At 50.2% G+C, this 26,202-nt stretch carries 25 protein-coding genes; 21 read left to right on the top strand and 4 right to left on the bottom strand.

Features of this window, described 5'->3' with window-relative positions:
- The first annotated feature begins 18 nt into the window (after positions 1 to 18).
- The 13 genes from purU (at position 19) to LOS79_RS18380 (ending at position 14,709) form a co-directional block, all read left to right on the top strand.
- Positions 19 to 915, top strand: a complete 897-nt coding sequence (gene purU, locus LOS79_RS18440) for a formyltetrahydrofolate deformylase (RefSeq protein WP_315411521.1) — start codon at positions 19 to 21, stop codon at positions 913 to 915.
- A 258-nt stretch (positions 916 to 1,173) separates the two neighbouring features.
- Positions 1,174 to 1,974 carry a hypothetical protein gene (locus LOS79_RS18435; protein ID WP_315411520.1) on the top strand — a complete coding sequence of 267 codons (801 nt, stop codon included), beginning with the start codon at positions 1,174 to 1,176 and terminating at the stop codon, positions 1,972 to 1,974.
- A 15-nt stretch (positions 1,975 to 1,989) separates the two neighbouring features.
- On the top strand, positions 1,990 to 3,054 hold the full coding sequence (locus LOS79_RS18430; protein ID WP_315411519.1) for a CpaE/TadZ family protein: 1,065 nt from the start codon (positions 1,990 to 1,992) through the stop codon (positions 3,052 to 3,054).
- Positions 3,051 to 4,616, top strand: a complete 1,566-nt coding sequence (locus LOS79_RS18425; protein WP_315411518.1) for an ATPase, T2SS/T4P/T4SS family — start codon at positions 3,051 to 3,053, stop codon at positions 4,614 to 4,616. Before LOS79_RS18430 ends, LOS79_RS18425 begins: the two co-directional genes overlap by 4 nt.
- Positions 4,617 to 4,631: 15 nt before the next feature.
- Positions 4,632 to 5,681: a hypothetical protein gene (locus tag LOS79_RS18420; RefSeq protein WP_315411517.1), complete on the top strand. Its 1,050-nt coding sequence runs from the start codon at positions 4,632 to 4,634 to the stop codon at positions 5,679 to 5,681.
- Between the two features lie 11 nt (positions 5,682 to 5,692).
- On the top strand, positions 5,693 to 6,562 hold the full coding sequence (locus LOS79_RS18415) for a hypothetical protein (RefSeq protein ID WP_315411516.1): 870 nt from the start codon (positions 5,693 to 5,695) through the stop codon (positions 6,560 to 6,562).
- 63 nt (positions 6,563 to 6,625) lie between these two features.
- Entirely contained in the window at positions 6,626 to 6,829 is a 204-nt protein-coding gene (locus tag LOS79_RS18410; protein WP_315411515.1) for a hypothetical protein, read from the top strand.
- A gap of 4 nt (positions 6,830 to 6,833) precedes the next feature.
- Positions 6,834 to 6,977 carry a hypothetical protein gene (locus tag LOS79_RS18405; RefSeq protein WP_157763991.1) on the top strand — a complete coding sequence of 48 codons (144 nt, stop codon included), beginning with the start codon at positions 6,834 to 6,836 and terminating at the stop codon, positions 6,975 to 6,977.
- A 15-nt stretch (positions 6,978 to 6,992) separates the two neighbouring features.
- The gene (locus LOS79_RS18400; protein ID WP_315411514.1) at positions 6,993 to 7,373 is read left to right on the top strand and encodes a hypothetical protein; all 381 of its coding nucleotides are present in this window, start codon (positions 6,993 to 6,995) and stop codon (positions 7,371 to 7,373) included.
- A 20-nt stretch (positions 7,374 to 7,393) separates the two neighbouring features.
- The gene (locus LOS79_RS18395; protein ID WP_315411513.1) at positions 7,394 to 7,891 is read left to right on the top strand and encodes a hypothetical protein; all 498 of its coding nucleotides are present in this window, start codon (positions 7,394 to 7,396) and stop codon (positions 7,889 to 7,891) included.
- A 32-nt stretch (positions 7,892 to 7,923) separates the two neighbouring features.
- Positions 7,924 to 8,523: a hypothetical protein gene (locus tag LOS79_RS18390; RefSeq protein ID WP_315411512.1), complete on the top strand. Its 600-nt coding sequence runs from the start codon at positions 7,924 to 7,926 to the stop codon at positions 8,521 to 8,523.
- Complete coding sequence (locus tag LOS79_RS18385) at positions 8,520 to 10,814, top strand: hypothetical protein (protein ID WP_315411511.1); 2,295 nt, start codon at positions 8,520 to 8,522, stop codon at positions 10,812 to 10,814. Before LOS79_RS18390 ends, LOS79_RS18385 begins: the two co-directional genes overlap by 4 nt.
- A gap of 16 nt (positions 10,815 to 10,830) precedes the next feature.
- A complete protein-coding gene (locus LOS79_RS18380; RefSeq protein WP_315411510.1) occupies positions 10,831 to 14,709 on the top strand; it encodes a glycoside hydrolase family 78 protein in 3,879 nt (1,292 codons plus the stop codon).
- 78 nt (positions 14,710 to 14,787) lie between these two features.
- Here the strand turns inward: LOS79_RS18380 and LOS79_RS18375 are convergent, their stop codons facing one another.
- The gene (locus LOS79_RS18375; protein ID WP_315411509.1) at positions 14,788 to 15,498 is read right to left on the bottom strand and encodes a hypothetical protein; all 711 of its coding nucleotides are present in this window, start codon (positions 15,496 to 15,498) and stop codon (positions 14,788 to 14,790) included.
- Positions 15,499 to 15,755: 257 nt separating this feature from the next.
- Here LOS79_RS18375 and tkt point away from each other — a divergent pair, with 257 nt between their 5' ends.
- Positions 15,756 to 17,804, top strand: coding sequence for a transketolase (tkt, locus tag LOS79_RS18370; protein ID WP_315411508.1), 2,049 nt, complete (start codon positions 15,756 to 15,758; stop codon positions 17,802 to 17,804).
- 49 nt (positions 17,805 to 17,853) lie between these two features.
- Entirely contained in the window at positions 17,854 to 18,171 is a 318-nt protein-coding gene (locus LOS79_RS18365; RefSeq protein ID WP_315411507.1) for a pyrimidine/purine nucleoside phosphorylase, read from the top strand.
- A gap of 134 nt (positions 18,172 to 18,305) precedes the next feature.
- Here the strand turns inward: LOS79_RS18365 and LOS79_RS18360 are convergent, their stop codons facing one another.
- Positions 18,306 to 18,785 carry a GNAT family N-acetyltransferase gene (locus LOS79_RS18360; RefSeq protein WP_315411506.1) on the bottom strand — a complete coding sequence of 160 codons (480 nt, stop codon included), beginning with the start codon at positions 18,783 to 18,785 and terminating at the stop codon, positions 18,306 to 18,308.
- 100 nt (positions 18,786 to 18,885) lie between these two features.
- Positions 18,886 to 19,797, bottom strand: a complete 912-nt coding sequence (locus LOS79_RS18355) for an NAD(P)-dependent oxidoreductase (RefSeq protein ID WP_315411505.1) — start codon at positions 19,795 to 19,797, stop codon at positions 18,886 to 18,888.
- A 263-nt stretch (positions 19,798 to 20,060) separates the two neighbouring features.
- Here LOS79_RS18355 and LOS79_RS18350 point away from each other — a divergent pair, with 263 nt between their 5' ends.
- The 3 genes from LOS79_RS18350 (at position 20,061) to LOS79_RS18340 (ending at position 22,763) form a co-directional block, all read left to right on the top strand.
- Positions 20,061 to 21,416 carry a glucose-6-phosphate isomerase gene (locus LOS79_RS18350; RefSeq protein WP_315411504.1) on the top strand — a complete coding sequence of 452 codons (1,356 nt, stop codon included), beginning with the start codon at positions 20,061 to 20,063 and terminating at the stop codon, positions 21,414 to 21,416.
- Positions 21,417 to 21,545: 129 nt separating this feature from the next.
- Positions 21,546 to 22,178, top strand: a complete 633-nt coding sequence (locus LOS79_RS18345) for a YigZ family protein (RefSeq protein WP_315411503.1) — start codon at positions 21,546 to 21,548, stop codon at positions 22,176 to 22,178.
- Positions 22,179 to 22,181: 3 nt separating this feature from the next.
- Positions 22,182 to 22,763, top strand: a complete 582-nt coding sequence (locus LOS79_RS18340) for a TetR/AcrR family transcriptional regulator (protein ID WP_315411502.1) — start codon at positions 22,182 to 22,184, stop codon at positions 22,761 to 22,763.
- 142 nt (positions 22,764 to 22,905) lie between these two features.
- Here LOS79_RS18340 and LOS79_RS18335 read toward each other — a convergent pair whose 3' ends face one another.
- The gene (locus LOS79_RS18335) at positions 22,906 to 23,307 is read right to left on the bottom strand and encodes a secondary thiamine-phosphate synthase enzyme YjbQ (protein ID WP_315411501.1); all 402 of its coding nucleotides are present in this window, start codon (positions 23,305 to 23,307) and stop codon (positions 22,906 to 22,908) included.
- A gap of 195 nt (positions 23,308 to 23,502) precedes the next feature.
- Between LOS79_RS18335 and cysT the strand changes: the two genes are divergently transcribed.
- The 3 genes from cysT to LOS79_RS18320 are packed head-to-tail and all read left to right on the top strand — an operon-like array spanning position 23,503 to position 26,178.
- Positions 23,503 to 24,318, top strand: a complete 816-nt coding sequence (gene cysT, locus LOS79_RS18330) for a sulfate ABC transporter permease subunit CysT (RefSeq protein WP_315411500.1) — start codon at positions 23,503 to 23,505, stop codon at positions 24,316 to 24,318.
- Positions 24,315 to 25,112 (top strand): sulfate ABC transporter permease subunit, encoded by a 798-nt coding sequence (locus tag LOS79_RS18325; RefSeq protein ID WP_315411499.1) that lies wholly within the window; start codon positions 24,315 to 24,317, stop codon positions 25,110 to 25,112. The genes cysT and LOS79_RS18325 overlap by 4 nt, the downstream gene beginning before the upstream one ends.
- A 1-nt stretch (position 25,113) precedes the next feature.
- Positions 25,114 to 26,178, top strand: a complete 1,065-nt coding sequence (locus LOS79_RS18320) for a sulfate/molybdate ABC transporter ATP-binding protein (protein WP_315411498.1) — start codon at positions 25,114 to 25,116, stop codon at positions 26,176 to 26,178.
- The last annotated feature ends 24 nt before the right edge of the window (positions 26,179 to 26,202 follow it).

The following is a 26,202-nucleotide window of genomic DNA, read 5'->3' as shown; positions in this document are numbered from 1 at the left end:
GAGGATGGACGGAGAATTATGGAATTACATGTGAAAAGAGATCATTCATCAGGCGGACAATATCCGGACCGGGCGCGGATGCTTATTTCCTGCCCTGACGGCCCGGGTATCGTAGCGGCTGTATCGCATTTCCTGTACCAGCACGGCGCGAACATTGTGCAGTCTGATCAATATACGATGGACCCGGACGGCGGCATGTTCTTTATGCGTATCGAATTCGATCTGCCGAAGCTCGATGAACGGCTGGAAGAGGTTCGCAGCATCTTTGGCGGTGTAGCTGAGCGCTTCAAGATGAACTGGCAGATCTTCAAGGTAAGCCATAAGAAACGGCTGGCGATCTTTGTCTCCAAAGAGGACCACTGTCTGGTAGAGCTGCTCTGGCAGTGGCAGGCCGGTGATCTGGATGCGGATATTGCCCTCGTGGTCAGCAACCATACGGATATGCAGTCTTATGTGGAGTCCTTCGGTATTCCGTTCCATCATATTCCGGTTACGGCGGAGACGAAGGGGGAAGCAGAAAGACGCCAGCTGGAGGTCATCGGTAAGGATATTGATGTGATTATTCTGGCCCGGTATATGCAGATTATCTCCCCGTCGTTCATTGAGCATTACCGGCACCGGATTATTAATATCCACCATTCCTTCCTGCCTGCATTCGTTGGCGGCAAGCCTTACGCCCAGGCGTATCAGCGCGGGGTCAAAATTATCGGCGCTACAGCGCATTATGTGACCGAGGAGCTGGACGGCGGCCCGATTATCGAGCAGGACGTCCAGCGCGTCAGCCACAGCGATGATGTGAATGAGCTGAAGCGGATCGGACGCACTATTGAGCGGGTGGTTCTGGCCCGTGCCGTCAAATGGCATATTGAGGACAGAATCCTCGTCCATCACAATAAGACAGTAGTTTTTAATTAACGTTCAGCCTGTTTAACCACTCCGGTAAAAGTCAGGATATCTGGGCCGCATTCAGCATCGGCTTCGCCTGATTTTTACCGGAACCCTTCTTCAGCCGGGAGTTCCTCCCGCAGCCTCAAGCCAGACAACCTCACAGAACTAATCAAATACACTTCTTCACCACTAAAAGGTAAAAAAGCATTTTACCGGCATTTTGGACGCAGGCGCCAAAGTGTATTTTGCTATGTGCAGAAATCACATTCAAAGGGGGTAAAAGGCTTGGCAACGCAGCGCGGACATTTATTGAAACGCAATTACTTGTTTGCTTCGCTCATTCTGATTGCCGGATTTGGCGGACTGCTCGGATATGATCTCTACCTTAAGCCATACGTATTATCTCAAACCGTAGTCAAAATTAAGGTGGAGGGTGGAGGATTCCTGCCCAAAAATTATGAGCTAAAGGCAGGGGATCTGTATCTTGATTCCGTACAGACCAAGGATATTCCGGCTGGAGTGATCAGAAGCATCGCTTCGGTGCAGCAGAAGATTACCAATGTTAACCTGATGGACGGCAGCATTTTGACCGAATCGCTAGTAGATGTAAGTGACCTGGAGCCGCAGCAGGATGAAGGGATTTTTCCTATTCCCAAAGAGGCGATCTATGCGATTAACGGCTCGCTGCGCAGCCGGGATAAGGTGGACATCTACCTGGTAGAGGGAGATTCACGGAATAAAGAGCGGACTGCAGGATATGCGGAAGGAACTGCTACCGGGGCAGCGAGTGCTGACATTGCAGGAGGAGTGGCCGGATCAGGGCAGATGCCGGGTATAGCAGCGGAAGAAGAGAGTCTAATCCCGGTTCCGGCAAGCAAAGTCTTCCTTAGCGGAGTCACAGTGAACTATGTACGCACAGAGGACAACAATGATGTGCTGGATTCGGAGAACGGCAATAACAATAACCGGTTCACATCAACGGGTAAAGTGGCAGTGCCGGAGCTGAAGCTGAAGAAAAGTGACGGTGAGCTGCTGGGCGCTTATCTGGAGCAAGGCAAGAAGCTGTGGATTGTAAGAGTGGAGTAAAGGGGGAAGACCGAGTTGAAAATATTCAGTCTGGGCATGGAGCAGCTGACAGTTAATGAGATTAAGCTCGCCGGATTTACAGTTATCGTCCAAACTGTGCTGCCTGAGCCGGCGCATGCTGCAGGACAGCTGCTGATGATAACGAGTGAGCATGCGCAGGTAGCGGACTTAAGCGGCCTGCGCCGGAAATACCCGGACACCTACATTTTATATATCTATCTGCACAAGGGAGTGAGGGGCTATCAGGCCATTCATATGCAGTGCGAGAGTCTAGGGACATTCTTCATGCCGCCGCGCTTCACTTCATCCGCCATCGTCGATAAGCTGCGCTTTATACTTCTTGAAGAGCATGAGGAGCGCGGCAATCTGGTCGGTTTCTTCGGCTCCGGCCCGGGCATCGGCTGTACCAGTGTAGCCAAGCTGTTCGCCAGAAGAATTGCCGCTTCGGGCCTGCGGGTAATCGTACTTGGGCTTGATCTTTATGATCCGGGATACGACCGGAAGACAGCTGTCAGCCTGGACAGGCTGCGGCCGCGGATTACCGGAAAGATGCTGCATGATGAGGATTTCGACAGTTTGCTGAAGCAGGAGGGGTATGCGTATCTCCCGGGCAACTTCGATTATTTAAGCGCCCAGGATTACCAGGAGGAGGAGATTGAATATTTACTGGCCCGGGCCAGTGAGAGTGCAGATGTGGTTATTGCCGATTTCGGCTCGATCCCCGAGAGTGCCGCGTGGTATGTGGGCATGCAGAAATCCGTACTGCGGATGATTGTTACGCATCCCCGTCATGAATACCGGCTGCAGCCCCTGCTGGAGCTGGCCGGGCATATGAATCTGCAGCCGCAGGACTTCCAGTGGGTGATTAACCGCAGCAATGTGGAGGAGCTGACCTCTTCCAAGAATCTGGCGCTGCGCTTTGGCAGTGAGATTTTATTGGAGCTGCCTTATTATCAGCCGTTCATGGAGAGTCTGCCGCTTGGCAAGAAAGAATTGCAGCATGTGGATGATAAGGTACATGCGCTGCTTGTATCACTGGGACTTGCGCTGGAAGTCCGGAAGAGAGGGATATTTCAATGATCGAGAAGCTGGAAGAACGCTGGCCGTTTAAGCCGGGACATCTTCCGTCAGGCTGGACCCCGCAGAATCCTGGAGCAGGAAGACTGGCAGGGCAAGTTGTACCATCAGGAATAATAGAAGCGGAGATTACGGAATCCAAACCGCTGTTTTCACTGAAGCGAAGCCTGCTGCGTACCAGCAAACCCGGCAAAGAGGATTTCTTCGCTTTTCTGCACAAAATGAAAAATGAAATGAATGCCGGACTGGAGCGGGAGGATGACAGCTACTTTGAGCTGAATGCCAAAGCGTTGACCGGTGATCCGCAGGCCGTCAGCTTTTTCATGAACGGGATTGAGAAGTATCTGCGCCATACCCCGTTTACAGGCAAGGTGCCGGAAGCGTACCGTACAGCGGCTGAAGCGCTGTTTCATGAATGGAAGGGCTTCGGGCCTGCGTACCGCTGGTTCACCGACCGGGCTTATAGCGAATCTACGGGCCTGCAGATGATCGGGCGGCAGATTTTTTATAACCATCAAGGCCGCTTTGTCGCCTATCCTTATGAGATGCCTTCACTGGACCGGGTAGAGCAGCTTAAGCGCTCTCTTCTGAAAAGTGATCCGAACAAGAAGCTGAACAAGGATAATCCTTCCGTGGAATTCAAAATGGATGATCCGCTCTGGCCCGGCCGCTTCATCCGTCTCGCTATCTGGGTCTCTCCGCGGGTCTGGGACGGATTCACCACCATATCGCTGCGGCGGCAGGTAGTCGAATTTCTCGACCTGGATGATCAGGCGGGTACAGAATGTATCCCTGCGGAAGCGATTGAGCTGATCCGTGCGCTTACGGGCACATTCCGTAACACGATTATCGCCGGGGCGGTAGGCTCCGGTAAAACCACTTTTGCCAACACGATTGTCGGTGAACAGCTGCTGGGCTCTTCCTCATGCATGGGTGTGGTGATGATTGAGAAGCATCCGGAGTCCATTCTGCCGTACCAGATTAAGGGGCACCGGATCATTCCGATCCAGGCCTCCAATGAAGAGCTGATGGAAGTCGGCGTAGAGTCACTGCGGCATGACCCGAACATTCTCTACATGACTGAAATGCGTTATAACGAATGGGAATTCTATCTGTGGAGCGGCGAGAAGGGGTATGACGGCATTACGGGTACGTTCCATACGGTGGATTCGGAGGATATTCCCTACCAGGGCGCATTTGCCGTATCGACGCGGATTGGCGGCAGTCTGAAGGGGCATCTGATCTCTGCGCTGAAAGCCTGTGAGCTGGTATTTATTCTGGAAAGTGTACCGGAGGGGAAGAAGCGGCTGTCGCGGATTTCCGAGGTGTTTTATGAAGAGGCCGGCAATTCGGTATTTGCCAGTGATATTATGCGCTGGGAGCCGGAGCAATCGGCCTGGAGCTATAATGATAAGCTTACCCCGGCATTAATGCAGAAAATGTTCAAAAAAAATGCCCGGGCAGCGCGGCGCCTGCTGAATGAGCTTGGACATCTCGCTGCACAGAAGCCGATGGATAATCCGCTGAAGGAAAGTCTGAAATCCAAGATTGTTTTGAACGAATGAAGGAGGGAGAAGCCTGTGGGGCTACTGTACTATTGTTTTCAATTTGCCGCTCATCTCCTGGTTGCCTGCGGGCTATGGCTGCTGGTGAAGCCGCTCACCCACCGGCATTTACGGCAATGGGGCCAAAAGCTGGATTTCAAGATGAATCTGCGGATCAGCCTGTTCGGTAAAAAGGTCAGTACGGTCAACAAAAAAATGTGGCTGTACCGCCACCTGGATGATCTGCTGTATTTCGCCCACAGGAAATATGAGCCGGGCATTAGTGTAATGCGCTTTGTCAGCCGTTCGGGTCTGTTGTTCGCAGCTGTTTTTATCTCGGGTCTGCTGACGCTGCGCGAGCTGCCGGGGCATATGAGCTTTAGCAATCCTTTCCTGGAGGGGATTAGCTTGAATGAAGGCACGCCAGTCCGGGGCGCCTGGAGGCTCCCGCTGTTTCTGGCCGTGATTACGGCAAGCATTCCGTATTTGCGCCTGAGATACAGATACGCACAGCGGAAGGTAAGGGGGAGCTACGATCTGCTCGATGTGATCAAAATCGCCACCAAATTTACGCATCTTTCAGCTGATTCGATTTTGTCGCGGACCAGTGATTTACTGGCTGATGAGAATGTGCTCAAAACTCCGCTGAAGCTGCTTGGTGCGGCGTTTGCCAATTACAGCAATGAGCGGGAGCTGAACATGGAAGCAGGGCGGTTTGCCGGAGCGATCGGCACGACGTTTGCTGTTGAATTTGTTTCAGATCTGCTCTACTCCGAGAAGGAGGGCACGCGTTATCTCAAAGGCTCGCTGATGATGCTTAACCGCTCAATGGAGCAGCAGCGGGAGACCATTCTGACGGTTAAGGCAAGCAGCAGGGATGCGATCAGTCTGGGACTGTACGGGAATCTGATTGTGCTGGTCTCTTCTGTCGGAACGTTTATGTACATGCTGAAGCCGGATGTCTATTTCAAATTGCAGTTTGAAACAACTGTAGGCCTTACTTTTATGATGATCATCATTGCGGGATTGTTCGTCTCGTTCATGATCAGTACCATACTCGCCAGACCCAAGCTGGACTACCACTAAGGTGATGAATAATGGATAGATTACTGCTTTTGACCGCTGTAACAGGTGTTGTGTATCTTGCCTTATTAGTATTTATCAGCAGCAGCAGCCGGCAGGAACGTTATATGCTCAGTCTTGGTGTGAAGTGGAGAACTTTCGGGGAGCGGGTGCAGAATGAACGATTGCAGCAATTGCTGAATCAAAGCGGACTGGCAATTTCAGCAGCGAAGCTTACCCTGTTCCGTTACTCGGCAGCACTGATCTATTTACTGATACAAGCCGCAAGCGACTTCGTGCGTTCAGAGCCATTTGCTGTCTATGACTTGCTGATAGCCGTGCTTATCCTATTGATTACTAGTCCACAGCGGTTTCTGCCGCTAGGCTGGCTGCTTCTCTGGCTGCATCAGAAGACACTTATTCAAAAGGACGGTGAGCTGATCTCCTTCATCCGCCTCTACGAGAACAACCGGCTGCGCAAGCGGGGGTATGTGGAGTTTGGAGCCTTCTGCTCAGGGACCGCGAGCCACTTCAACTATATCCGTCAGGATCTCTATGAGCTCTCGGAAAAAGCAGTGGACGAGGGTACCGAGCGGGCGATTGAATGGTTCTGCGGGACTTTTCCGGATAATCATCCCTTCATTAACGATATCCGTTCCATTCTGCTGGCGACAGAGGGGATGGATGATGACACGCAAGCGGCGAATTATTTGCGGGAGCAGGGCAAGATCATCACCAAGATTTCCAGTGATCAATATTTGAAAAAATGGTCCTTAGTCGGGGACATCTCCACCATCATCAATGTAATTCCGTCCATCGCGACCTTCCTGATGATTGTTTCGCTGGCAATGCAGTACATTATGCTGATTAAAGGCAATTTTAACGGTGTAGGAATGTTTCAGTGAGAGGGATTTTTTGTATATTCAAACAGCATTTTAAAATATAAAATGAAAAGGGAGATATTAACAATGAAAAAAGACGCTATTTCCACTGGTTTGTTTATCGCTATCGGATTCCTGTGTGTAGCTATGGTAATTGCAATTCTGGTTCCGCTGGTACAGGACGTAGTCAATGATGCAGATGATAACAGACCTGTGATCCCAACAGTGGGCATGGTTCAACCAGCCGGGGCTGACTTGGCAAAGTTTACGGTTAACCTTCCCCTGGTTTAACGGGATGAAAAAGGATTCAATTTCGGTTGCTCTGTTTCTGGCTATTGGTTTTGTTATCGCCGGTATATTCATTGCAGGAGCTACAAGCATTATAGGCAGCAGCCAGGACGATATCATTACCCATGTCAAAGCTGTAGAGCAGTATTAGAAGGAGGCGCTGCGTTTGAAGGCAACCGTCCTCCGGGCGTTGTTTCTATGGCTGGTGCTGTTTATTATTCTGCAGCCGATTTTTACGTACATCGATTATTTACTTGATCTGCAGGTCAAAGCCAACACATCCTATATCACACAAAAGGCTGCTACTGAAGGAATGGTGACTGCTGCTATGAAAAGTGAGGTTATCGCTAACCTGAGGGCGGCCGGATTTCCGGGCAATTCCATTGAAATTACCAGCAGTACGGAAGTGATTCTGGAGCGTAAGCAGCGGCTGGATGTGTACATCACAGCTCCCCGGGTACATCTGTTTCCGTACAATTTCTCGGGAGTTACCCAGCCGGCACGTTATTATGGACATGGCTCGATCATGAGTGAATATCTCGATTAATTAAGGGATGAAGCCAATCTATGGATTACATTATTAAGCTGGCGTTTGTGCTGCTGATCTTTATTTATTCGTGGTTTTTTCAGATTCAGAATCAGGAATGGGACATCATGCGCACCATGCTTAAGGATGCGAACAATATGGCAGTGCATGATGCATCACAGGAGTTGAATGAAGCAGCGCGGGCGCAAGGACGTTTGATCATCGACCGGGATGAGGCTTATGCCACCTTCCGCCAATCGCTGCAGAGCAATCTGGGACTGGACGACGGCTTATCCCCCCTGACGGGGAGCCGGCTCCGGGCTCAAGTAAAGATCGTTAAGTTCGACATTGTGGATGAAGGAACGGGTGACGCGTTTCCGTTTCTGTATGAGGACCATACTTACGGCATCACCAAATACATACAAGGCCCCTCAGTCATCGCCGTCATTCAAACGGAGCATCCGGTTTTGATCACAAGAAACAAAGTTCAGGAGGCCATCACCGTACCGGCTGTTCAGGAGTACAAGCTGAATCGTTGATTGCTGGACCAATTACTAAAGGAGCGATTGATATGAAAAAAGTGATGAAAGCAATTTTGGCAGCTTCGCTGTTAGCAGGATCGATTGTAGGGAATGTGGGATCTGTTGGTGCAACGGAGGTGAAGCCGACGGCGGCTCCAATTATGACGGACAACCTGGCTAAATATGGATTAAAGAAGGGAATGAATTTGCCGGTTACGCTGGAGTCAGAGGGTTTGAAGTACACGCTTCATAAGATTATGATTTATGATTTTAAATCTCCAGAAGTTAAAAAATTACAACAGCTTTATGGATTCCAAAATTCCACAAGTATTATTGACAAGCCAAAGTATTTTATCTGGACAAAAGTGACTTTGGAGAATGGTACTAAAAAGAAATTACATGGTGGCGGCAATGACATCACAATAACGATTCCGTTTACCTTTAAAACTGGTCAGATAACTGATGCGCTTTGGCCGGAAAAATTAGCATCAAAAACGAATAGCAAGGAAGCGTTGTGGACCTATGATTTAAAACCAGGTGAAAAAATCACCTCTTATCTTGCTTATGCTTATGAAAGTGAATTTGACTATTTTGTTATCCGAATGCTTTATGGAAAAAACTTCATCGAAAAGTATGTGGTTTCTGAATGAAGAAAATTCTGATTTTAATCTTTGTGGTCGCTCTTCTTACTGCATCCTTTGCTGAGAATAGGGAAGCAGTAGCAGCGGAAGTAAAAAGTGCGACTGTTTCAGTACCCTTAAGTACAGGGCTAATTGGAAACGACAATGCCGTAAAATCTTTTAGCCTTGATTTGCCTAGCGGAGTAGCAACTGCTTCAATTAATATCAGGAGTTTTGAATATTCTGGAAATAATCAATTAAATGGAAATGCGACAGTCGAAAATGGCAAAATAGTTTTTAAATTGAATGGTGTTGCCAATACAAAGATGATTTCAAATGTTTCTGGTTATCGGGGATCTTACGAAGCATACTATATCACAAATCCGAGTAACTCTATTTGGCGATACTCTGACGGGATACGCTGGCAAATCAATGAGTATGATGAGGCGACAAATGGAATGAAAACTTATGATAAACCTGCGGAGGATAATGTGATACCTTCAACAATTCCTCCTAGAACTGTCGTTTCAGCAGCACCACTTCAAAGCATGGATTATTTAAAATGGTATGATGGCTCACAAACTAGCATTATTGATTCACAATATATAGTAGCAAATACAATCACACCACATTTTTATTCAGAACTATCTTCAAGTTATATAAAAGAAACACCAAAGTTTAAAAATGGTAAGGTAATTGTCAACTATGCTATTCCATTTAGAGTAGAATCAAGTGGTCAAACAGTAAGGCAGTCATATACAAACCAAGCTGCAGATGCATCGCACCCACTGGTAGGGCATGCTGAAGGAAGAAAATATGAAGTTAAAGCTGCTTATTACTACACAGCAGAAGCCAAAGTCCCCACCTACAGCTACAGCGGCAGCATATCTTTCAGCTACTCCCCACCCACAGAACCCACCCTAGACGGCAGAGTAAGCGTAGTCGCCCCCAGCCCGAACCCTGCGAAGGATGAGGGCAAAGATATTCCTGTAACACTGAAAATAAGTGGTGATCTACTGGCTTATACTGACACATCCAACATCATGGAGTGGGAGTTTAAGGCGAGGGAAAGCAATGTTACGAAAGACAATATCAAAAAGGATGGAACCAAGAGTCTATCCAGCAGCCGGGCATTTGATAATCTCGTCATCCCCAAAGCGAAGTTTGCCGGCGGGGATTTCGAACAGGAATACACGGTAACGGTAACTGTCCGGTTCATCAAACCAGTTACCACTCCCTCGGGCAGTGTCGGCTCCTTAAGCAAGACCATGACTGCTAAAGTAGGTGTCTCCAAAACTCCGGCAGATCTGCCGACCGCTCCATCAGGTGGCAATAAGCCGCCGGTGGCTGTACTCGATATTCCGGATTCCGTGATGGCCGGGCAGGAATTTCTGGTGTACGGCAAGGATTCGTATGATCCGGATGGAGTCATCGTGAGTTACAAATATACAACCACAGATGCGGTGGAGCCGGTTACAGGGGAATACGGGTATACCTGGTACCCGCTCTCGCAAGTAGGGAAGCGGAAATCGATTAACCTTCAGGTGAAGGATAATGGCGGGTTAGGCAATGCAACGTCTGCGAAGCTTGAAGTGACGGCGCCTGTTCCGACAGCAGCCATCACCATTCTCGGCACCAAGAAGGAGAACCGTAAAATTACGCTTCATAATGCCAGTACTAATCTGGCAGAGCATTTTCCGATTGATGAGAGTAAAACAAAATTTACCATTCAGGCGGTTTCCGGCGGAACTGCAGCAGGTATCAAGTATAGCGGGACGCTTACGGGTACCGATGATAAAGACATAGTGATTAAAAAGGCCGGAACCTATAAAGCCACGGTAACTGTTGAAAATAATGTGGGGTATTCGGATGTGGCTAGTATAATATTTGAGGTTGCTCCGGATGAGCCTCCGGTAGTCTATTTTTCTGCGCCAAACAAAATTTACCGTGATCCTGCGAACGGAAATATAGCACCAGCGGCCTTAACTGATATGTCCTTTTCTCCAGATTACGATTTTATTGGCCACCGGAAATGGGAGTACCGGTACGATGCAGAAAATGACGGCGACTTTACAAACAATTCTTGGGTTACTTTTAGCGACACCAATCTGAGCGCCTTAACTCTATCTCTGTCCAAGGTGGGGCGGTATGAGGTGCGGTTAACCGTTACAGAGGAATTTGATCAGCCGACCATAGAGGCATTTGTCTCGGCCGCAGACCGGAATTCAAGGGATTCTTACAGTAGCATACCCCCGCAGCCCCTGGCAGAACGAGTAATTGAGGTATATAACCGCGCACCTGTGGTCGATTGGGCCTGGTAAGTAAAGGAGAAGAGAAATGAGAAATTGGATCAGGCGTTTCACGGCAGTTATCCTTGTCATTGTCCTCTTACCATGGATGGGAACGGAGAGCGGGAAAGTGTCAGCCGCCGGTGAGGTCATTGAATATAATGATTATGCTGTCCCGGCCAGAAGCTACACGGCCTCCCGGCCGGCAAGTTATAGCGGAGACCCGGACTGGTATGCAAGCACGATGCACATTGATATCCCGGCCAATACCTTCAAAATGAAATTCGATCAAGTTAATCGTCTATTATATTTTGATATGACTAATAATTATATGCCATCACGAATTGAGGCATATCGGGAAGCATTAGGATCACAACCAAGATCTGGCAGTCGGTATTATCATGGATATGTGTTTGGTTATGCTCAAAGGTTTAGCGTCGTTTATAGTGACGGCAGCGAAGAAGACTTAGCTTCTTTAGGAGGAGGAAGCAGTTCACCATATTATGGAAATGGTGATCTGTCAGGCTATGCGAATTACATTAATGATATGCAGACGATGAGGTTTAACCCGTTCACTATTGTTACCACACCCTATGGCTCGTATAAGCAATACAATTATCAATATCGTAATTTCAGTGAAGGTACATTCTACTGGCTGGAGAATACGAAGAAACCAGTGGCAGTCAGATTATTGTTGTCGATGTCAGAGTATTACTCCACTACAGACAGAATGAACCCCGGTCCAAACGTTGTACATCCCTATACAATTAATGATGAGCTCCTTATTCCACTCTCCACCAATAAAAAGCCAAATCTGACGCTGACCTCGCAGGGAGGACAGACGTTCATGAATGAGCCCGGCTTCAGCACCTTTTACTTGGAGGGGTATGTACAAGATCCCGACAATGATGTCGTAGATGTAGTTGTCGAGATTCCAAATGTGTATTACAGAAGATTTCAGCTGGATCATACCGCATCCTCGAGAGGCTTCAGCATTCCGATCGATGTGATATCCGAGAGCATCCCCATAGGCCATCATACGGTCAATGTTAAAGTTATCGATCCGTTTAATCTGAAGGCTGAAGCTTCGACTTCATTTAATGTCGTCAACCGGCTTAGGAATAAGGCCTTCTATCTGATCAATACGCCGATTGATATCAGCACTACTTACTCGGATTACGAAAATGACGGGAAGTATGCCGAGCGCTACCGTTATGATCAGGATCCGTCTATTTTTGATAATTCGCCGGGGATGATCTGGGACAGCGGGCTGTGGCGTTCGAGCCAGTACCCTTCCTTTCCGTTTACAGGGGCTTATACAGCTACATTTCAAGCCAGGGATAATCCGGTTCAGGACAACCGGCTGGATGCATACCGGCTATGGAGCCGGGATAATCTGTCGAGCATGACATTTATGGTACACCGCAAACCGGTTGCGCTATTCTCGGCCAAGCTGGTTAACGGTTATCTGCAGCTCACGGACAGTTCATATGATCTCGACCATACAAGCAGCCCTACTAAGGGACTGGTTACCTGGCAATGGCAATGGCGCAGGGCAGGAAGTGAGATATGGACAGAAGGAGCACCTCCATCCATACTACCGTCTGCAGATGTTTATGAAATCCGGCTCCGCGTCCGGGACATCGATGGCCCGAGCGGCTATGGCGTATGGAGTGACTGGATGCAGCAAAGTGTGGGCAATGCAGGCAACCTGCCGCCAGTGGCCCTATTTACTGTTGACCCGGTGAATGTGTCTTACAGCAAGGCAACAATCATCGCAGATAAATCATTTGATCCGGACAATGATCCGCTCGACATATATTACTGGACGGTCATCAAAGATGGCGTAAATCAAGTGTGGGCCTCCTGGGGAGGTGCTGTAGTCCCGCCTAATATTGCGGCCTATGGAGTAGGGTCATACCAGATTAATTTGCAGGTGCATGATAACCGCGGGCTATGGTCTAACATTTATAGCCAAACCGTGCAGGTTATTAACCATCCGCCGGCAGCCAGTTTCTCTATGCCAAATGAGGTTTATCGCGATACCGTGATCAGCATTAATAACCTCACTCCCGATCCGGATGAAGACGGGGATAGGCTGCAATACGGCTGGTACACCAGACTGAATGAGGATCCTTATTATTGGAGGGGGAGCAGCCGTAACCCGGTGTTTAAAGTCCAGGATGTGATCAATGATTATGGGCTTTCTCCGCAAAATGTGATCTCAGACGGCTGGGAAATGCGGCTGAATGTATCTGATGGCAGCTTGAAATCGTACGCGACCCAGATGTTCACCGTGAAGAATCATGTCCCGGCAGCAGCCATTACTGGCCCGGCGTCAGTCAATCAGTATGATACACGAACCTTTACATCGGCTGATATTGACGAGGACTCTGCTGATCAAGGGAACTTGCGATACTACTGGAAAGTAACCGGGAGCAACAATAAAATTACGATGTACCAAACGCCCAATATCAGTCTGACCTTTGATGAGCTGGGAACATACACGCTGGAGCACTGGGCAGTGGACCCGATCGGAGATAAATCCAATATTGCTTCGTTGAAGGTAAGTGTAATCGAGAATAAACCTCCATCCATGACGCTGGTTTCTCCAGGCGGTGCAGCGGCAAACCCTACGGTCATCGATGCTGAGCTTGAGGGTGACCCGCTGATTAAATGGATCTACGCTGACACTGAAGGCGATCCGCAGGAAAGCTACCGGCTAGAATTTTTCAAAAAAGGCGGTTTGCTGGCCTACACTGCTGAGAATAATGACAGCACAGGAACTGTGCGGCAATATCAGGTGCCTAATTCCACGCTGGAGCGGTTCATGCTGTACACCGTGCAGGGGCGGGCTTTTTCGAAGCGGAAATGGTCAGACTACTCCAATGAAAAAGCCTTCATCATCGATAACCCGCCGCAGCCGGGGTTTACCCTGATGACCGATACCGGCCGCAATGCAGCAACAGTCCCAATCTACCGGACGGATAAACTAAACATTCAAAGCACCGCAACCGACCCGGATATCCCGCAAGGAGATGCCATCAGCTATAAATATTACCTGAAACCACAGGCAGGAGCGGAAGGCTTGGCCAGCATAGAGGCGGACTTCACCAAGCAGTTTACTACTAACGGAACCTTCACACTGCGGCAGGTGGTTACAGATTCTCTCGGGCTGATCCGGGAATTGCAGCGGACGATTACAGTTGTCAACCGGGTTCCGGCGGCGGACATCACTTATCCAACGGGCACCAGTCCAGCCAGTCCGGCAATAGTGAATACGCTCACGCCTGTAATCAAGTGGAGCTACCAGGATGATGACGGCGATCTGCAGCAGCGGTACAAAGTGCGGATCATTAATCTGGCCAGCGGTACCGTAAAAGCCCAATCGGGCGAACAGGTATCTGCTGCACAAGCGTGGCAGGTGCCAGAAGGAGTACTCGCGGAGAACGAGAAATATGCTGTTGAAGTTGAGGTATTTGACGGGTTCGGCTGGAGCAATGTATCACCGCGGAAATATATGATGGTTAATCTGCTAAGTGTTAAGGGGGCTGTCCGGCACACCGAGGAGTGGAACAGTAACCGTCAGGCCTACAATGTGAATAAAAGCGGGAATGCGGAAAGCCCGCGGGGGTATAACGTGTATTGGGCCGGGGAAAAGTTTGTGCTGCAGGCTGCGGCAACCGGATTGCCGGATACCGTGGAGGTGAGGATGACCGGCGGATATACGGTGCAGCTTAGCCCGACAGGCAGTGACAAGACAGCTTGGACCGGGGAATTGTCAGACCCTTCGTTCGGACAGCTGCCGGACGGACCGGTTACCTTCACCTTTACCGCCACCAATCAGTTCACCGCTAAGGTTGATTCGGTAACCGTAACGATTCTCGGCGACTGGGCCGACTATTATCAGAGCCATCGCGTAAAATAACGGGAACAGACTATATGTGTTTGATCAGAGTTTATAGTTATCCATTCACGAAGTGTGCAGACGGGCGGAGGGTGATCGTCAGACGATCCCCTCGGTCCGTTCTTCATTTAGCCGGAGCATACGCGCGGCTACAGTTCCCGGAACAGGCGAGCTGGTATTATGTAGGTTCGGAGCCAAAACAGCCACCCGGCTGTTTCTGCGCATATAGTAGGAAAGCTTGCCGCTGAATATTTTATGCGCGCACAGGGAGGAAGCGAAATCCTCCGGAGTGACGAAGCAGGAGGGTTTGGCAACCGGATGAATAGTGGTTTCTTCAAATACGGAGGCTACAAAATGAGAGCAGAAAAAAGCATCCTCCCTGTCGATGCGGATATTCAGCAGTACGCCGACCAGGCCGAGCAAGTGATATTTGTAGCGCTCCTGATTCTGCATCATGCCCTGAACATGATTGTACATCGTGTCATACTCTTCAGCGCTGACTCTAAGCTGATAGATGGCACAGTCTGCACTGCTGTAGAACGGATGAATGAAATTCTCGTGGATCAGTCCGGCGATAAACGGATTGTGCACTCTTTTTCTTCCGAAGCTGTAGACCTCGCGCAGTTCACTGTCAAAGGCAATTGAAGCATGATTCAGCTCTGCCTTGGTGAACCATTTAATAATACCGCTGAAGGCTGTACCCGTTCCGGTAAGCACAATATAGATATCTCTATTTGCAGTCATCTTCGAATTCCCTTTCTGCTGGAAGTAATGGATAATCCGGTAAAAGTGGTAAAGAGGTATCTCCATCTTACTGTATAAACGGGCTTTGTAAAACAAACTTTAGTCTTAAATGAAACTAGACTTAAGGCTAAGTAGCTGATTAAGGCCCGGCTATGCCAAGCCAGGCTGCTAACTTAGTATAAGGAGCGTGTATACATTGAGGTGAACCCGCAAAATATAAGCTGTTCGAACATAGCGTTTACAAAAACAATTGGAATTGCTTCCACTTACGTGATACAATAATAGTCAAAATGACATTCTTGATTTAGAGGAGGATTATTTTAATGACTGAGCAAGCCAAAGACCAAGCCATTCATAAAGCGGAAAACTCAACGGTGGACAACCTGGCCATCACAACGATCCGTACACTTGCTATTGATGCGATTGAAAAAGCAAATTCCGGACATCCCGGCATGCCGATGGGCTCTGCACCGATGGGCTATCAGCTGTTTGCCAAAACTATGGTTCATAACCCGGATCACCCGACTTGGGTAAACCGTGACCGTTTCGTATTATCCGCCGGACATGGCTCCATGCTGCTGTACAGCTTGCTGCACCTGAGCGGCTACGACCTGCCGATGGAAGAATTAAAGCAGTTCCGCCAATGGGGCAGCTTGACACCAGGACACCCTGAATTCGGCCACACTGCCGGTGTTGATGCTACTACCGGTCCGCTTGGACAAGGTATTGGTATGGCTGTGGGTATGGCTATGGCTGAAGCTCAGCTGGGCGCTACTTACAATAAAGAAGGCCATGATGTAATCGACCATTATACGTATGCAATCTGCGGCGACGGCGACTTGATGGAAGGAATCTCTTCCGAGTCCGCTTCGCTTGCCGGCCACCTGAAGCTGGGCAAACTGATTGTAATGTACGATTCCAATGATATTTCCCTTGACGGCAAACTGAACCTGGCCTTCTCCGAGAATGTTGCACAGCGTTTCGAAGCTTACGGCTGGCAGGTTCTGCGCGTAGAAGACGGTAATGATCTGCCTGCACTGGGCAAAGCCATTGCTGAAGCTCAAGGCGACAGCAGCAAACCGACACTGATTGAAGTGAAGACTGTAATCGGCTACGGCAGCCCGAACAAGCAGGGTAAAGGCGGCCACGGCGGTACCCACGGCTCCCCGCTCGGTGCGGATGAAGCCAAGCTTACGAAGGAATTCTACAAATGGGTCTATGAAGAAGATTTCTTTGTACCGGATGAAGTACGTGCCAGCTTCGCTGAAGTGAAGGAAAAGGGCATCGCCGCCAACAAAGCCTGGGACGAGAAATTTGCCGCCTACAAACAAGCTTATCCTGAGCTTGCGGCACAGCTTGAAACAGCAATCAGCGGAGAGCTTCCTGCAGGCTGGGATGCCAATCTGCCATTCTACAAAGCAGAAGACAAAGCAGTATCCACGCGTGTGGCTTCCGGTAGTGCCCTGAACGGTCTGACAGCCGGCATTCCGCAGCTGGTTGGGGGTTCCGCCGACCTGGAGAGCTCAACTATGACTCACCTGAACGGCCTATCCCAGTTCACTTCCGAATCTTATGACGGCCGCAACATCTATTTCGGCGTCCGCGAATTCGGTATGGCTGCAGCAATGAACGGGATTGCACTGCACAGCGGTCTCAAAGTATTCGGCGGCACATTCTTCGTGTTCACAGATTACCTGCGTCCGGCTGTCCGTCTGGCTTCTATCATGAAGCTGCCGGTCACTTATGTGCTTACACATGACAGTATCGCTGTCGGCGAAGACGGTCCTACCCATGAGCCGATTGAACAGCTGGCCTCCCTGCGGATTATTCCGGGTCTGACTGTACTTCGTCCGGCCGATGCCAACGAAACTTCAGCAGCCTGGGCTTATGCGATGGAGAATACTGCAAATCCTGTAGCATTGGTGCTGACCCGTCAGAACCTGCCGATTTTGCCAGGTACTGTAGAAGGCGTACGCGAGAACATCAAACGCGGCGGTTATGTGGTATCGGATTCCAAGAACGGCACACCACAGGCGCAGATCATTGCTACCGGTTCCGAAGTTCAGCTGGCTGTGAAGGCACAGGCTGCTTTGGCTGAAGAAGGCATTGATGTCCGTGTAATCAGCTTGCCGAGCTGGGATCTGTTCGAGAAGCAGGATAAGGCTTACCGCGATTCCGTTATTCTGCCTGAAGTCAAAGCCCGTCTGGCCATCGAAATGGCACAAACCTTCGGCTGGGAGCGTTATACAGGCGATCAGGGCGACATTCTCGGCATCACTACCTTCGGTGCTTCCGCTCCTGGTGATACTGTAATCAGAGAATACGGATTCACTGTAGAAAATGTAGTCAGCCGCGTAAAAGCCCTGCTATAATAGACGGAATAAAAGTTCCTTATATTAAACAAAAGGGGAGAATCAGCACATGAGTCAGTTTACTAACGCTACAGTTCAAAAAGCAGCCAATATTTACTACGATGGAAAAGTTACCAGCCGTACCGTCATTTTGGAGGATGGAACAAAGGTGACACTCGGCATTATGCTGCCTGGAGTGTATGAATTCGGCACAGATGGTCCTGAGACGATGGAAATTCTGTCCGGCAGGCTGAAAGTGCTGCTTCCCGGCACCGAGGTGTGGAAGGATATTGACGGAGCAGAGACCTTCCATGTTCCCGGAAACTCCAAATTTGCCCTGGAAGTATTCGCTTTAACTGATTATTGCTGTTCTTACCCGGTTTTGTAATCGCAGTTGCAGGAATAAGGAAATCCCGCCAGCTTATGCTGGCGGGATTTCTTGTTGTAATTAAGAATTTATAGGGTTTCGGATCTGTGCAGATGGGGGGAGCCGGTCTTCATGCATCTGAGCAATCTGCGGCACTAGCGCTGTTCTGTCCGTTCATATTGAATCAGCGATTCCCCGCTGTCTTCGAGCACAACTACAGCGGTCTGCACGAACCCGAGCTTTTCGTAAAAGTAGTGGTTTCTTACGGCCCAGGAAGGGGTGTCCAGTGTCCATTTCTGCGCAGAGGGATAAGTGTTGAACAGGAAGCTGAAGGCTTCCTGCCCGTACCCGCGGTTCTGATGCAGCGGATCAATGTAGATCCGGCTGAGATGATATTCAGGGCTGTTGTCAGTTGCAGCGTAGACAAGCATTCCCCCGATGATTTCGTTCTCTGCGAGCAGCTTGTAATACTGGCATTTGGACATCATCTCACTTTGCCAGGAACTGGAGTCATAACCCGGCGGCCCGTCTTCCGGTTTGTTCTGGAATGTTCTGGCATCATGGTCGAAGGTGCGTTTTTGAACCTCGGCTAATGTATCCGCATCCCGGGGCTCAGCTAATACAATCGATAACATATGTACTTCCTCCTTGTTAATTTGAATCATTACGTTAACTATTATAATCAGAAGACGCAGCCTGTACCGGCTGCGTCTTGCTATATTACCTATTACAATGTCACTTGGAGCTCTTCTGATTCTCTGTGCCGCCGATCTTCTGTCCAATCCACTCTTCGTAGGATTTAACTACTGCAGACAGATCCTCGTCGCCGTAGCCGTGATTAAAGCCGGCCTGGAACATGCTCTTGGCTACGCCAAGCAGTGGGGATGGTACGCCAGTGGAGTCGCTTAGCGAGGAAGCGAGCTTGAGATCCTTCAGCATCAGCGCCAGGGAGAACTGGTTGCTGAAATCACCCTCGATGATCTTTTGTCCCTTAAGTTCGGCCTGCTTGCTGCCTGCTGAGCCGTTCTTCACGAGTTCCAGGAACTTATCTGCGGGAACACCGGATTTCACAGCGATGGAGAAGCCCTCCGCGAGTGCTACATTATGAATGCCGACCATAGCGTTGTGGGCCAGCTTTGCTACAGCCCCGCTGCCGTTGCCGCCCATGTGCAGCAGCAGCCGGCCCATGGAGTCGAACAGATCACGCTGCGCTTCAATAACTTCAGCACTGCCGCCCACCATAAACACCAGCGTGCCGTCGATGGCTGCGGGCTTGCTGCCGGTTACCGGCGCGTCGAGGAAGCTGCCGCCCCGTTCTTCTACCGCCGCCGCAATCTCCTTGGCGAGGCCGGGGGAAATGGTGCTTGAATCGATAACGGTGGTTCCCGGCTTAAGGACAGCCAGAATGCCGGCCTCACTGTAGAATACTTCACGGATCGAATCATCATTGCTGATCATGGTAATAATAACATCCATGCCCTCAGCCGCCTCCTGCGGAGTCGCAGCAACCTGTGCGCCTTCTTCCTTAAGGGGCAGGCATTTCTCCGCTGTGCGGTTGTATACCGTAACCTTAAAGCCGCTTCGCAACAGGTTCGATGCCATTGGCGCTCCCATTGTTCCCAGTCCGATAAACCCGATTTGTTTCATTTCTGTTCCACCTTTGCTTTCTTGGAATCATAGTGCTGAAGCTTAGTTTCCCTACATTCTATCAGAAGCCCCAGGCATGTTCCACAGAACTGGATCACAGTGCCTGCATTCAACCGCTTCCATAAACTTTTGCAATCCTGTTACGGAAGCCGGTGATATGCCTTAAGACCTTGCCAGTCAAGGCAAATTAAAGTATCCTAGATAATAATGTTGCAACAAACGGTGTCAAATCTAAAGAGATTAACAGGAGGCTACCATTACCGATGTCCAAGAAGATTAATTTTGACTACACCAAAGCTCTTTCCTTCTTCAGCCAGACAGAGATTGATTACTTCGCCGCTCCGGTGAAGCTGGCTCATGAACAGCTGCATAATAAGAGCGGAGCCGGCTCCGATTACCTGGGCTGGATTGATCTCCCTACAGCGTATGACAAAGAAGAGTTCGCCCGCATTCAGCAGGCAGCCAAGAAGATTCAGAGCGATTCTGAAGTGCTGATCGTTATCGGGATCGGCGGATCGTACCTGGGAGCCCGCGCAGCAATCGAGGCGCTTTCGCACTCTTTCTACAATAACCTGTCGAAGGACAAACGCAGCACTCCGGAAGTATATTTTGCCGGGAACAACATCAGCTCTACCTACATCACGCATCTGCTTGATCTGGTAGAAGGCAAAGACTTCTCCGTGAACGTAATCTCCAAGTCCGGCACAACTACCGAACCGGCTATCGCTTTCCGTATTTTCCGTGCAGCACTGGAGAAGAAATACGGCAAGGAAGAAGCGCGCAAACGTATTTATGCAACTACAGACAAGGAGAAGGGCGCACTCAAGAAGCTGGCTAATGAAGAAGGCTATGAGTCGTTCATCATTCCTGATGATGTAGGCGGACGTTATTCCGTCCTGACACCGGTAGGCCTCTTGCCGATCGCTGTAGCCGGAATTAACATTGAAGAAATGATGCAAGGGGCCGCAGCAGCAGCCGATGAATTCAACAACCCGGATGTGGCTACCAACCAGAGCTATCAATATGCCGCTGTACGTAATGCCCTCTACCGCAAAGGCAAGACTACAGAGATCCTCGTGAACTACGAGCCGTCCCTGCACTTTGTATCTGAATGGTGGAAACAGCTGTACGGCGAAAGCGAAGGCAAGGACTTCAAGGGCATCTACCCTTCCTCCGTTGACTTCTCGACTGACCTGCACTCCATGGGACAGTTCATCCAGGAGGGTAACCGCAATATCTTCGAAACTGTTATTCAGGTGGAGCAGGTACAGCATCACGTAACGATTGAGAATGATCCGGATGATCTGGACGGACTGAACTTCCTGACAGGCCAGACAATGGACTTCGTTAACAAGAAGGCTTTCCAGGGAACGATGCTGGCGCACACTGACGGACAGGTGCCGAACCTGATCGTTACTATTCCTGACCAGACGCCTTACACCTTCGGCTATCTGGTGTACTTCTTCGAGAAAGCCTGCGGCATCAGCGGATACCTGCTGGGTGTGAATCCGTTCGATCAGCCGGGCGTAGAAGCATACAAGAAGAATATGTTTGCACTACTGGGCAAACCAGGCTACGAGAAAGAAAAGGCAGAGCTGGAAGCCAGACTTACAGAATAGTTCTAACCATAGCCGCAGATCATTCATACTAGCGTAAGTCATCAGGGAGCAGTCCATAGGTAACCAATACCGCGGGCTGCTCCTAATATATATCAAGTCATCACATGTAGATTAAGGAATGGACAACAGATGCTGGAACAATACCGGACGGTGCGTGCTCCCGGCTCGCGGGAAATCGTAATCCGTAAATCACGTTTCATCGGGCACGTAATGCCGGTGAACAATGAAGAGCAAGCGGTGCAGTTTATTGAAGATATCAAGAAACAGCACTGGAATGCTACACATAACTGCTCTGCTTATATGATTGGCGAGAGAGATGAGATCCAAAGACAGTCGGATGACGGGGAACCGAGTGGAACGGCCGGTAAACCGATTTTGGAGGTAATCCGCAGCCAGAAGGTTAAAAATGTCGCGATTGTCGTCACCCGTTATTTCGGAGGCATTATGCTGGGTGCAGGCGGTCTGATCCGTGCATATACGGACGGTGCAGTGCTGGCACTTGAAGCCGGAGAAGTGATTACCCGTGTGCTGCGGCGGGAGGTATTCGTGGAAATCGAGTATACCTGGCTGGGCAAGGTGGAGAATGCGCTCCGGGGCAGAGGCGTCTTGACCGGGGAGACTTTATTTACGGATAAGGTTACGCTGCTGTGTCTTCCGGCGAACGATGAAGGTGATGCATTCATGGCATGGATAACTGATCTTACCGAGGGGCAGGCCTTGGTTACAGAAGGGCGGCGGCTTTACTACAGCGAAGGGGAATAAATTATGGCAAGAAGAGCAGTGGAGCAGGAGTTGTCGAGGGAAAGAATCTTGGAGGCGGCGAGGCATCTTTTTATAACCAAAGGGTACCGTGCCATTTCGATGCGCAGCATCGGCCAGCACCTGGGGTACAGCCACGGCTCCCTCTATTATCATTTCAAAGAAAAAGCTGAGCTGTTCTATGCAATTGTTGTTGAAGATTTCAATCATGTGGCCACGCTGCTGAATCAGGCGATGAACTTGCCTCCGGAGGAGGGAATGAGCCGGGTTGAACAGCTGATTATCGAGTTTATCCGGTTTGGGCTGGATCATCCTTACCAATACGAGATTATGTTCATGATCCGTGATGAAGAGCTGCTGGCATATTGCCGAGCAGAACAGGGCCGATGTTTCGAGCTCTTTGCAGGCATTGTACGCCGTCATATGAAGGAAGAGGGATATGTGTCCGAGGATTGGCAGAGCGTTCCGCTGACCCTGTTCCTGTCCGCCCACGGATTTATCTCTTATTATATTCAGGATAAGGTCCGGTTTGAGGATGTGAAGCAAGCTGCATTAACTCATGTCAAGGTTCTAAGCCGCAGTTTATAAAAGCTGTTTTTTTTTAGCACTTATCACTTTAGAGCTTTGCATTGGTATAACATTGATTGGTGAAAGTGTTATAGAAACTATCAATAGTATAGAGGGCAGCTCCGCAGAAGTCTGCGAAGCTGCTTTTCTGCAAGAAAATACACTAACCCGCGATAATCTTCAGATGACACTGCCGGCGTCTTGGCCCGTCGAACTCACAGAAATAGATGCCCTGCCAGCGGCCCAGCAGCAATACTCCTTCATCAATGATGACGGTCTGGGACGGCCCGGCAGTAATCGATTTCAAGTGGGAGGCTGTATTGCCTTCAGCGTGGCGGTATTTGGGATGCTCCCAGGGGTAGACCTCATTCAGCCGCATCAGTACATCATGCTTCACATCCGGATCGGCATTCTCGTTAATGGCAATTCCCGCCGTGGTATGCGGGCAGTACACGATAATGATCCCGCTCTGCACTCCGCTTTTCTTCACATAGGATTGAACCTCTCGGGTGATATCCCGCAATTCATCCCGTTTACTGGTGGTAATCTCAAAGGTATGGAGCATTCTATAATCCCCTCTCTTACTTAACTGAAAGTGATGCTACATATACTTTAACCCAAAAGCTGATAAAGTAATTGACGGCAGCAAGCGGTCTTTGGTAAAGTAATGATAACTTTAAACCAAGTATATTAATAGGAATAATTATAACCGTAAAGGCGAGTATACCGACCGGATAGCCGGAGGTGGGAGGCTTAACCATTGAATTCGCTAATTAGACACAAAGGCTGGACCTGGGGATTCCGTACCACTGTTTTGCTGTATTTCGTAATTTTGATTGTTCTGCCGATTCTCGGGGTCTATTACAATTCGTTCTCGCTAGGCTTCGGGGCTTTCGCTGAGGCTGTCGGCGATCCGATTGCCTGGAAGTCCGTCTTGTTAACGCTCAAGCTGGCAGTGATTGCTACGCTGATTAACGTACTGCTCGGCACGATGATTGCCTGGGTGCTTATCCGCTACAAATTCCCCGGCAAGGCATTGCTGAACAGCCTCGTAGATCTCCCGTTCGCTCTGCCGACAGCGGTTGGCGGCCTGATGATTCTGCTGCTGCTGGGTCCGGGCAGTCTGATCGGCGGGCTGGCGGAGTCTCTGGGACTTCCGATTGTGTTTCACCAGCCGGCGATTGTCATTGCGATGGTCTTCGTTACCTTTCCCTTCGTGATCCGGGCGGTACAGCCGCTGCTGGAGGAGCTGGATGCTTCGGAAGAAGAAGCGGCGTATACGATGGGGGCGAAGCCCAGCCGGGTGTTCCTGCAGATCATTCTTCCATCCATGCTGCCCGGGATGATTAGCGGCGGGATGCTGGCCTTCTCGCGGGCACTCGCTGAATTCGGGGCTGTCGTTCTCGTGGCCGGCAATATCCCGGGACGTACGCTGGTATCCTCCGTGTTTATTTTCGGGGAGGTAGAGAGTGATAATCCGGTGGGTGCTGCAGCGGTTTCTATCCTTCTCCTGACCTTATCCTTCCTCATTCTCTGGCTGATCAGCCTGCTGCAGATGCGGGGGAGAAGATCATGAGAAAACTGTGGATTGGACTAACGTATCTCGTCTTCTTCCTTTTAATTGCTGCACCGCTCGGTAAAATGACAGTCAATACCTTCAGCTCGGGCTGGGGCGGCTTCTGGACTGCCCTCACCCGGCCTGAGGCGCTGCATGCGCTGCTGATGACAGGTTCGGTAGTGGTTGTAGTCACGCTGTTGAATACGCTGTTCGGCATTATGATGGCCTTGTATCTGGTGCGGGCAGACTGGCTGGGACGGCGCCTGCGCAGCCTGCTGAACAGCATTGTTGACCTGCCGTATGCCGTATCGCCGGTTATCGGCGGGCTGATGATTGTTCTGCTGCTCGGTCCGGATAGTGCGGCCGGGGCGCTATTTGAGCAAATCGGATTCAAGATTGTGTATGCTTTTCCCGGAATGGTCATTGCCACTCTGTTCGTGACGTTCCCGCTGATGGTGCGTGAGGTGATGCCAGTGCTGCAGGAGATCGGCTCCCAGCAGGAAGAGGCGGCATCGACGCTTGGTGCGTACGGCTGGACGACCTTCTGGAAGGTGACCTGGCCGTCCATCCGCTGGGCTGTAATCTATGGTGTGATTCTGACGGTGGCCCGCTCGCTGGGCGAATTCGGCGCAGTGCTGGTGGTTTCCGGTAATATTATGAACAAAACCCAGACGGCAACCACGCTTGTCTATCAGGATGTCGAGAATTTCAATGTTACGGCTGCGGGCGGGATAGCGCTTGTGCTGGCCGCATTCTCCGCGGGTCTGCTGCTGTTAATGGAATGGAGCAAGAGAAGAAAGGGAGGGCATTAGTATGCATGTGGAGGTCCGTGGACTGAATAAGCATTTTGGTGATTTTCATGCGGTGAAGGATGTCAATTTCGGCATTACCAAGGGTCATCTGATCGGGCTGCTCGGCCCGAGCGGCGGCGGCAAAACCTCTATCCTGCGCATGCTGGCGGGCCTTGAGACCCCGGACAGCGGCGAGATTATTTTCCACGGCAAAGCAGTGAATAATCTTCCGCCCCAGGAGCGCGAGATCGGCTTCGTCTTCCAGAACTATGCGCTGTTCAAGCATATGACGGTGTTCGAGAATATTGCCTTTGGCCTAAAGGTGAAAAAAGCGAACAAAGCCGATATCCGTGACCGCGTTGCTGAACTGGTGGAGCTGACCGGTCTTACGGGTTTCGAGAAGCGTTATCCGCATCAGCTCTCGGGGGGCCAGCGCCAGCGTGTGGCTTTTGCCCGGGCACTTGCGCCAGAGCCGCAGCTGCTGCTGCTGGATGAGCCGTTCGCGGCAATTGATGCCAAGATCCGCCAGGAGCTGCGATCCTGGCTGCGGGAGCTGATAGAGCGGGTAGGCATTACCTCAATCTTCGTTACCCATGACCAGGATGAAGCGATTGAGGTGGCGGATGAGATTATGATCATTAACCAGGGCCGGTTAGAGCAGAAGGGGACGCCTTGGGATATTTATAAGGAGCCGAAGACACCGTTCGTGGCAACCTTTATCGGGGAATCGACGCTGATAGAGAATGCCTCGGAGCTGAAGGGCTTCGCAGGGGCTGGCGGCGGCCAGCCTACGAAGGCGCTGATCCGTCCGGAATATATCGAGGTAGGCCAGCTGCATGAATTCAAAATGGCTTCAGCCACCGAGCAGGGCATCGTGAAGCATCTGCATTTCCGCGGCAGTGAATGGCTGGTGGAGGTAGAGGTGAACGGCCATAAGCTGGTAACCTACCGCTCGCTGGAGAAGGATACGCTGACTCCCGGACAGGAGATATCTGTGCTTGTGCACCGTGCATACCTGTTCAATGATGAGCGGAGCTGGATTCAGGAGAACGGGCTGAAAATTGATCCAATGCCTGTATTTATTTAAAAATATAAGAGTCTAGGATGTGTG

The organism is Paenibacillus sp. MMS20-IR301 (genome assembly GCF_032302195.1).
Taxonomy (GTDB): Bacteria; Bacillota; Bacilli; order Paenibacillales; family Paenibacillaceae; genus Paenibacillus_AQ.
Note: the sequence above shows the minus strand (reverse complement) of the source record. Positions and strands in the feature narration are given on the sequence as shown.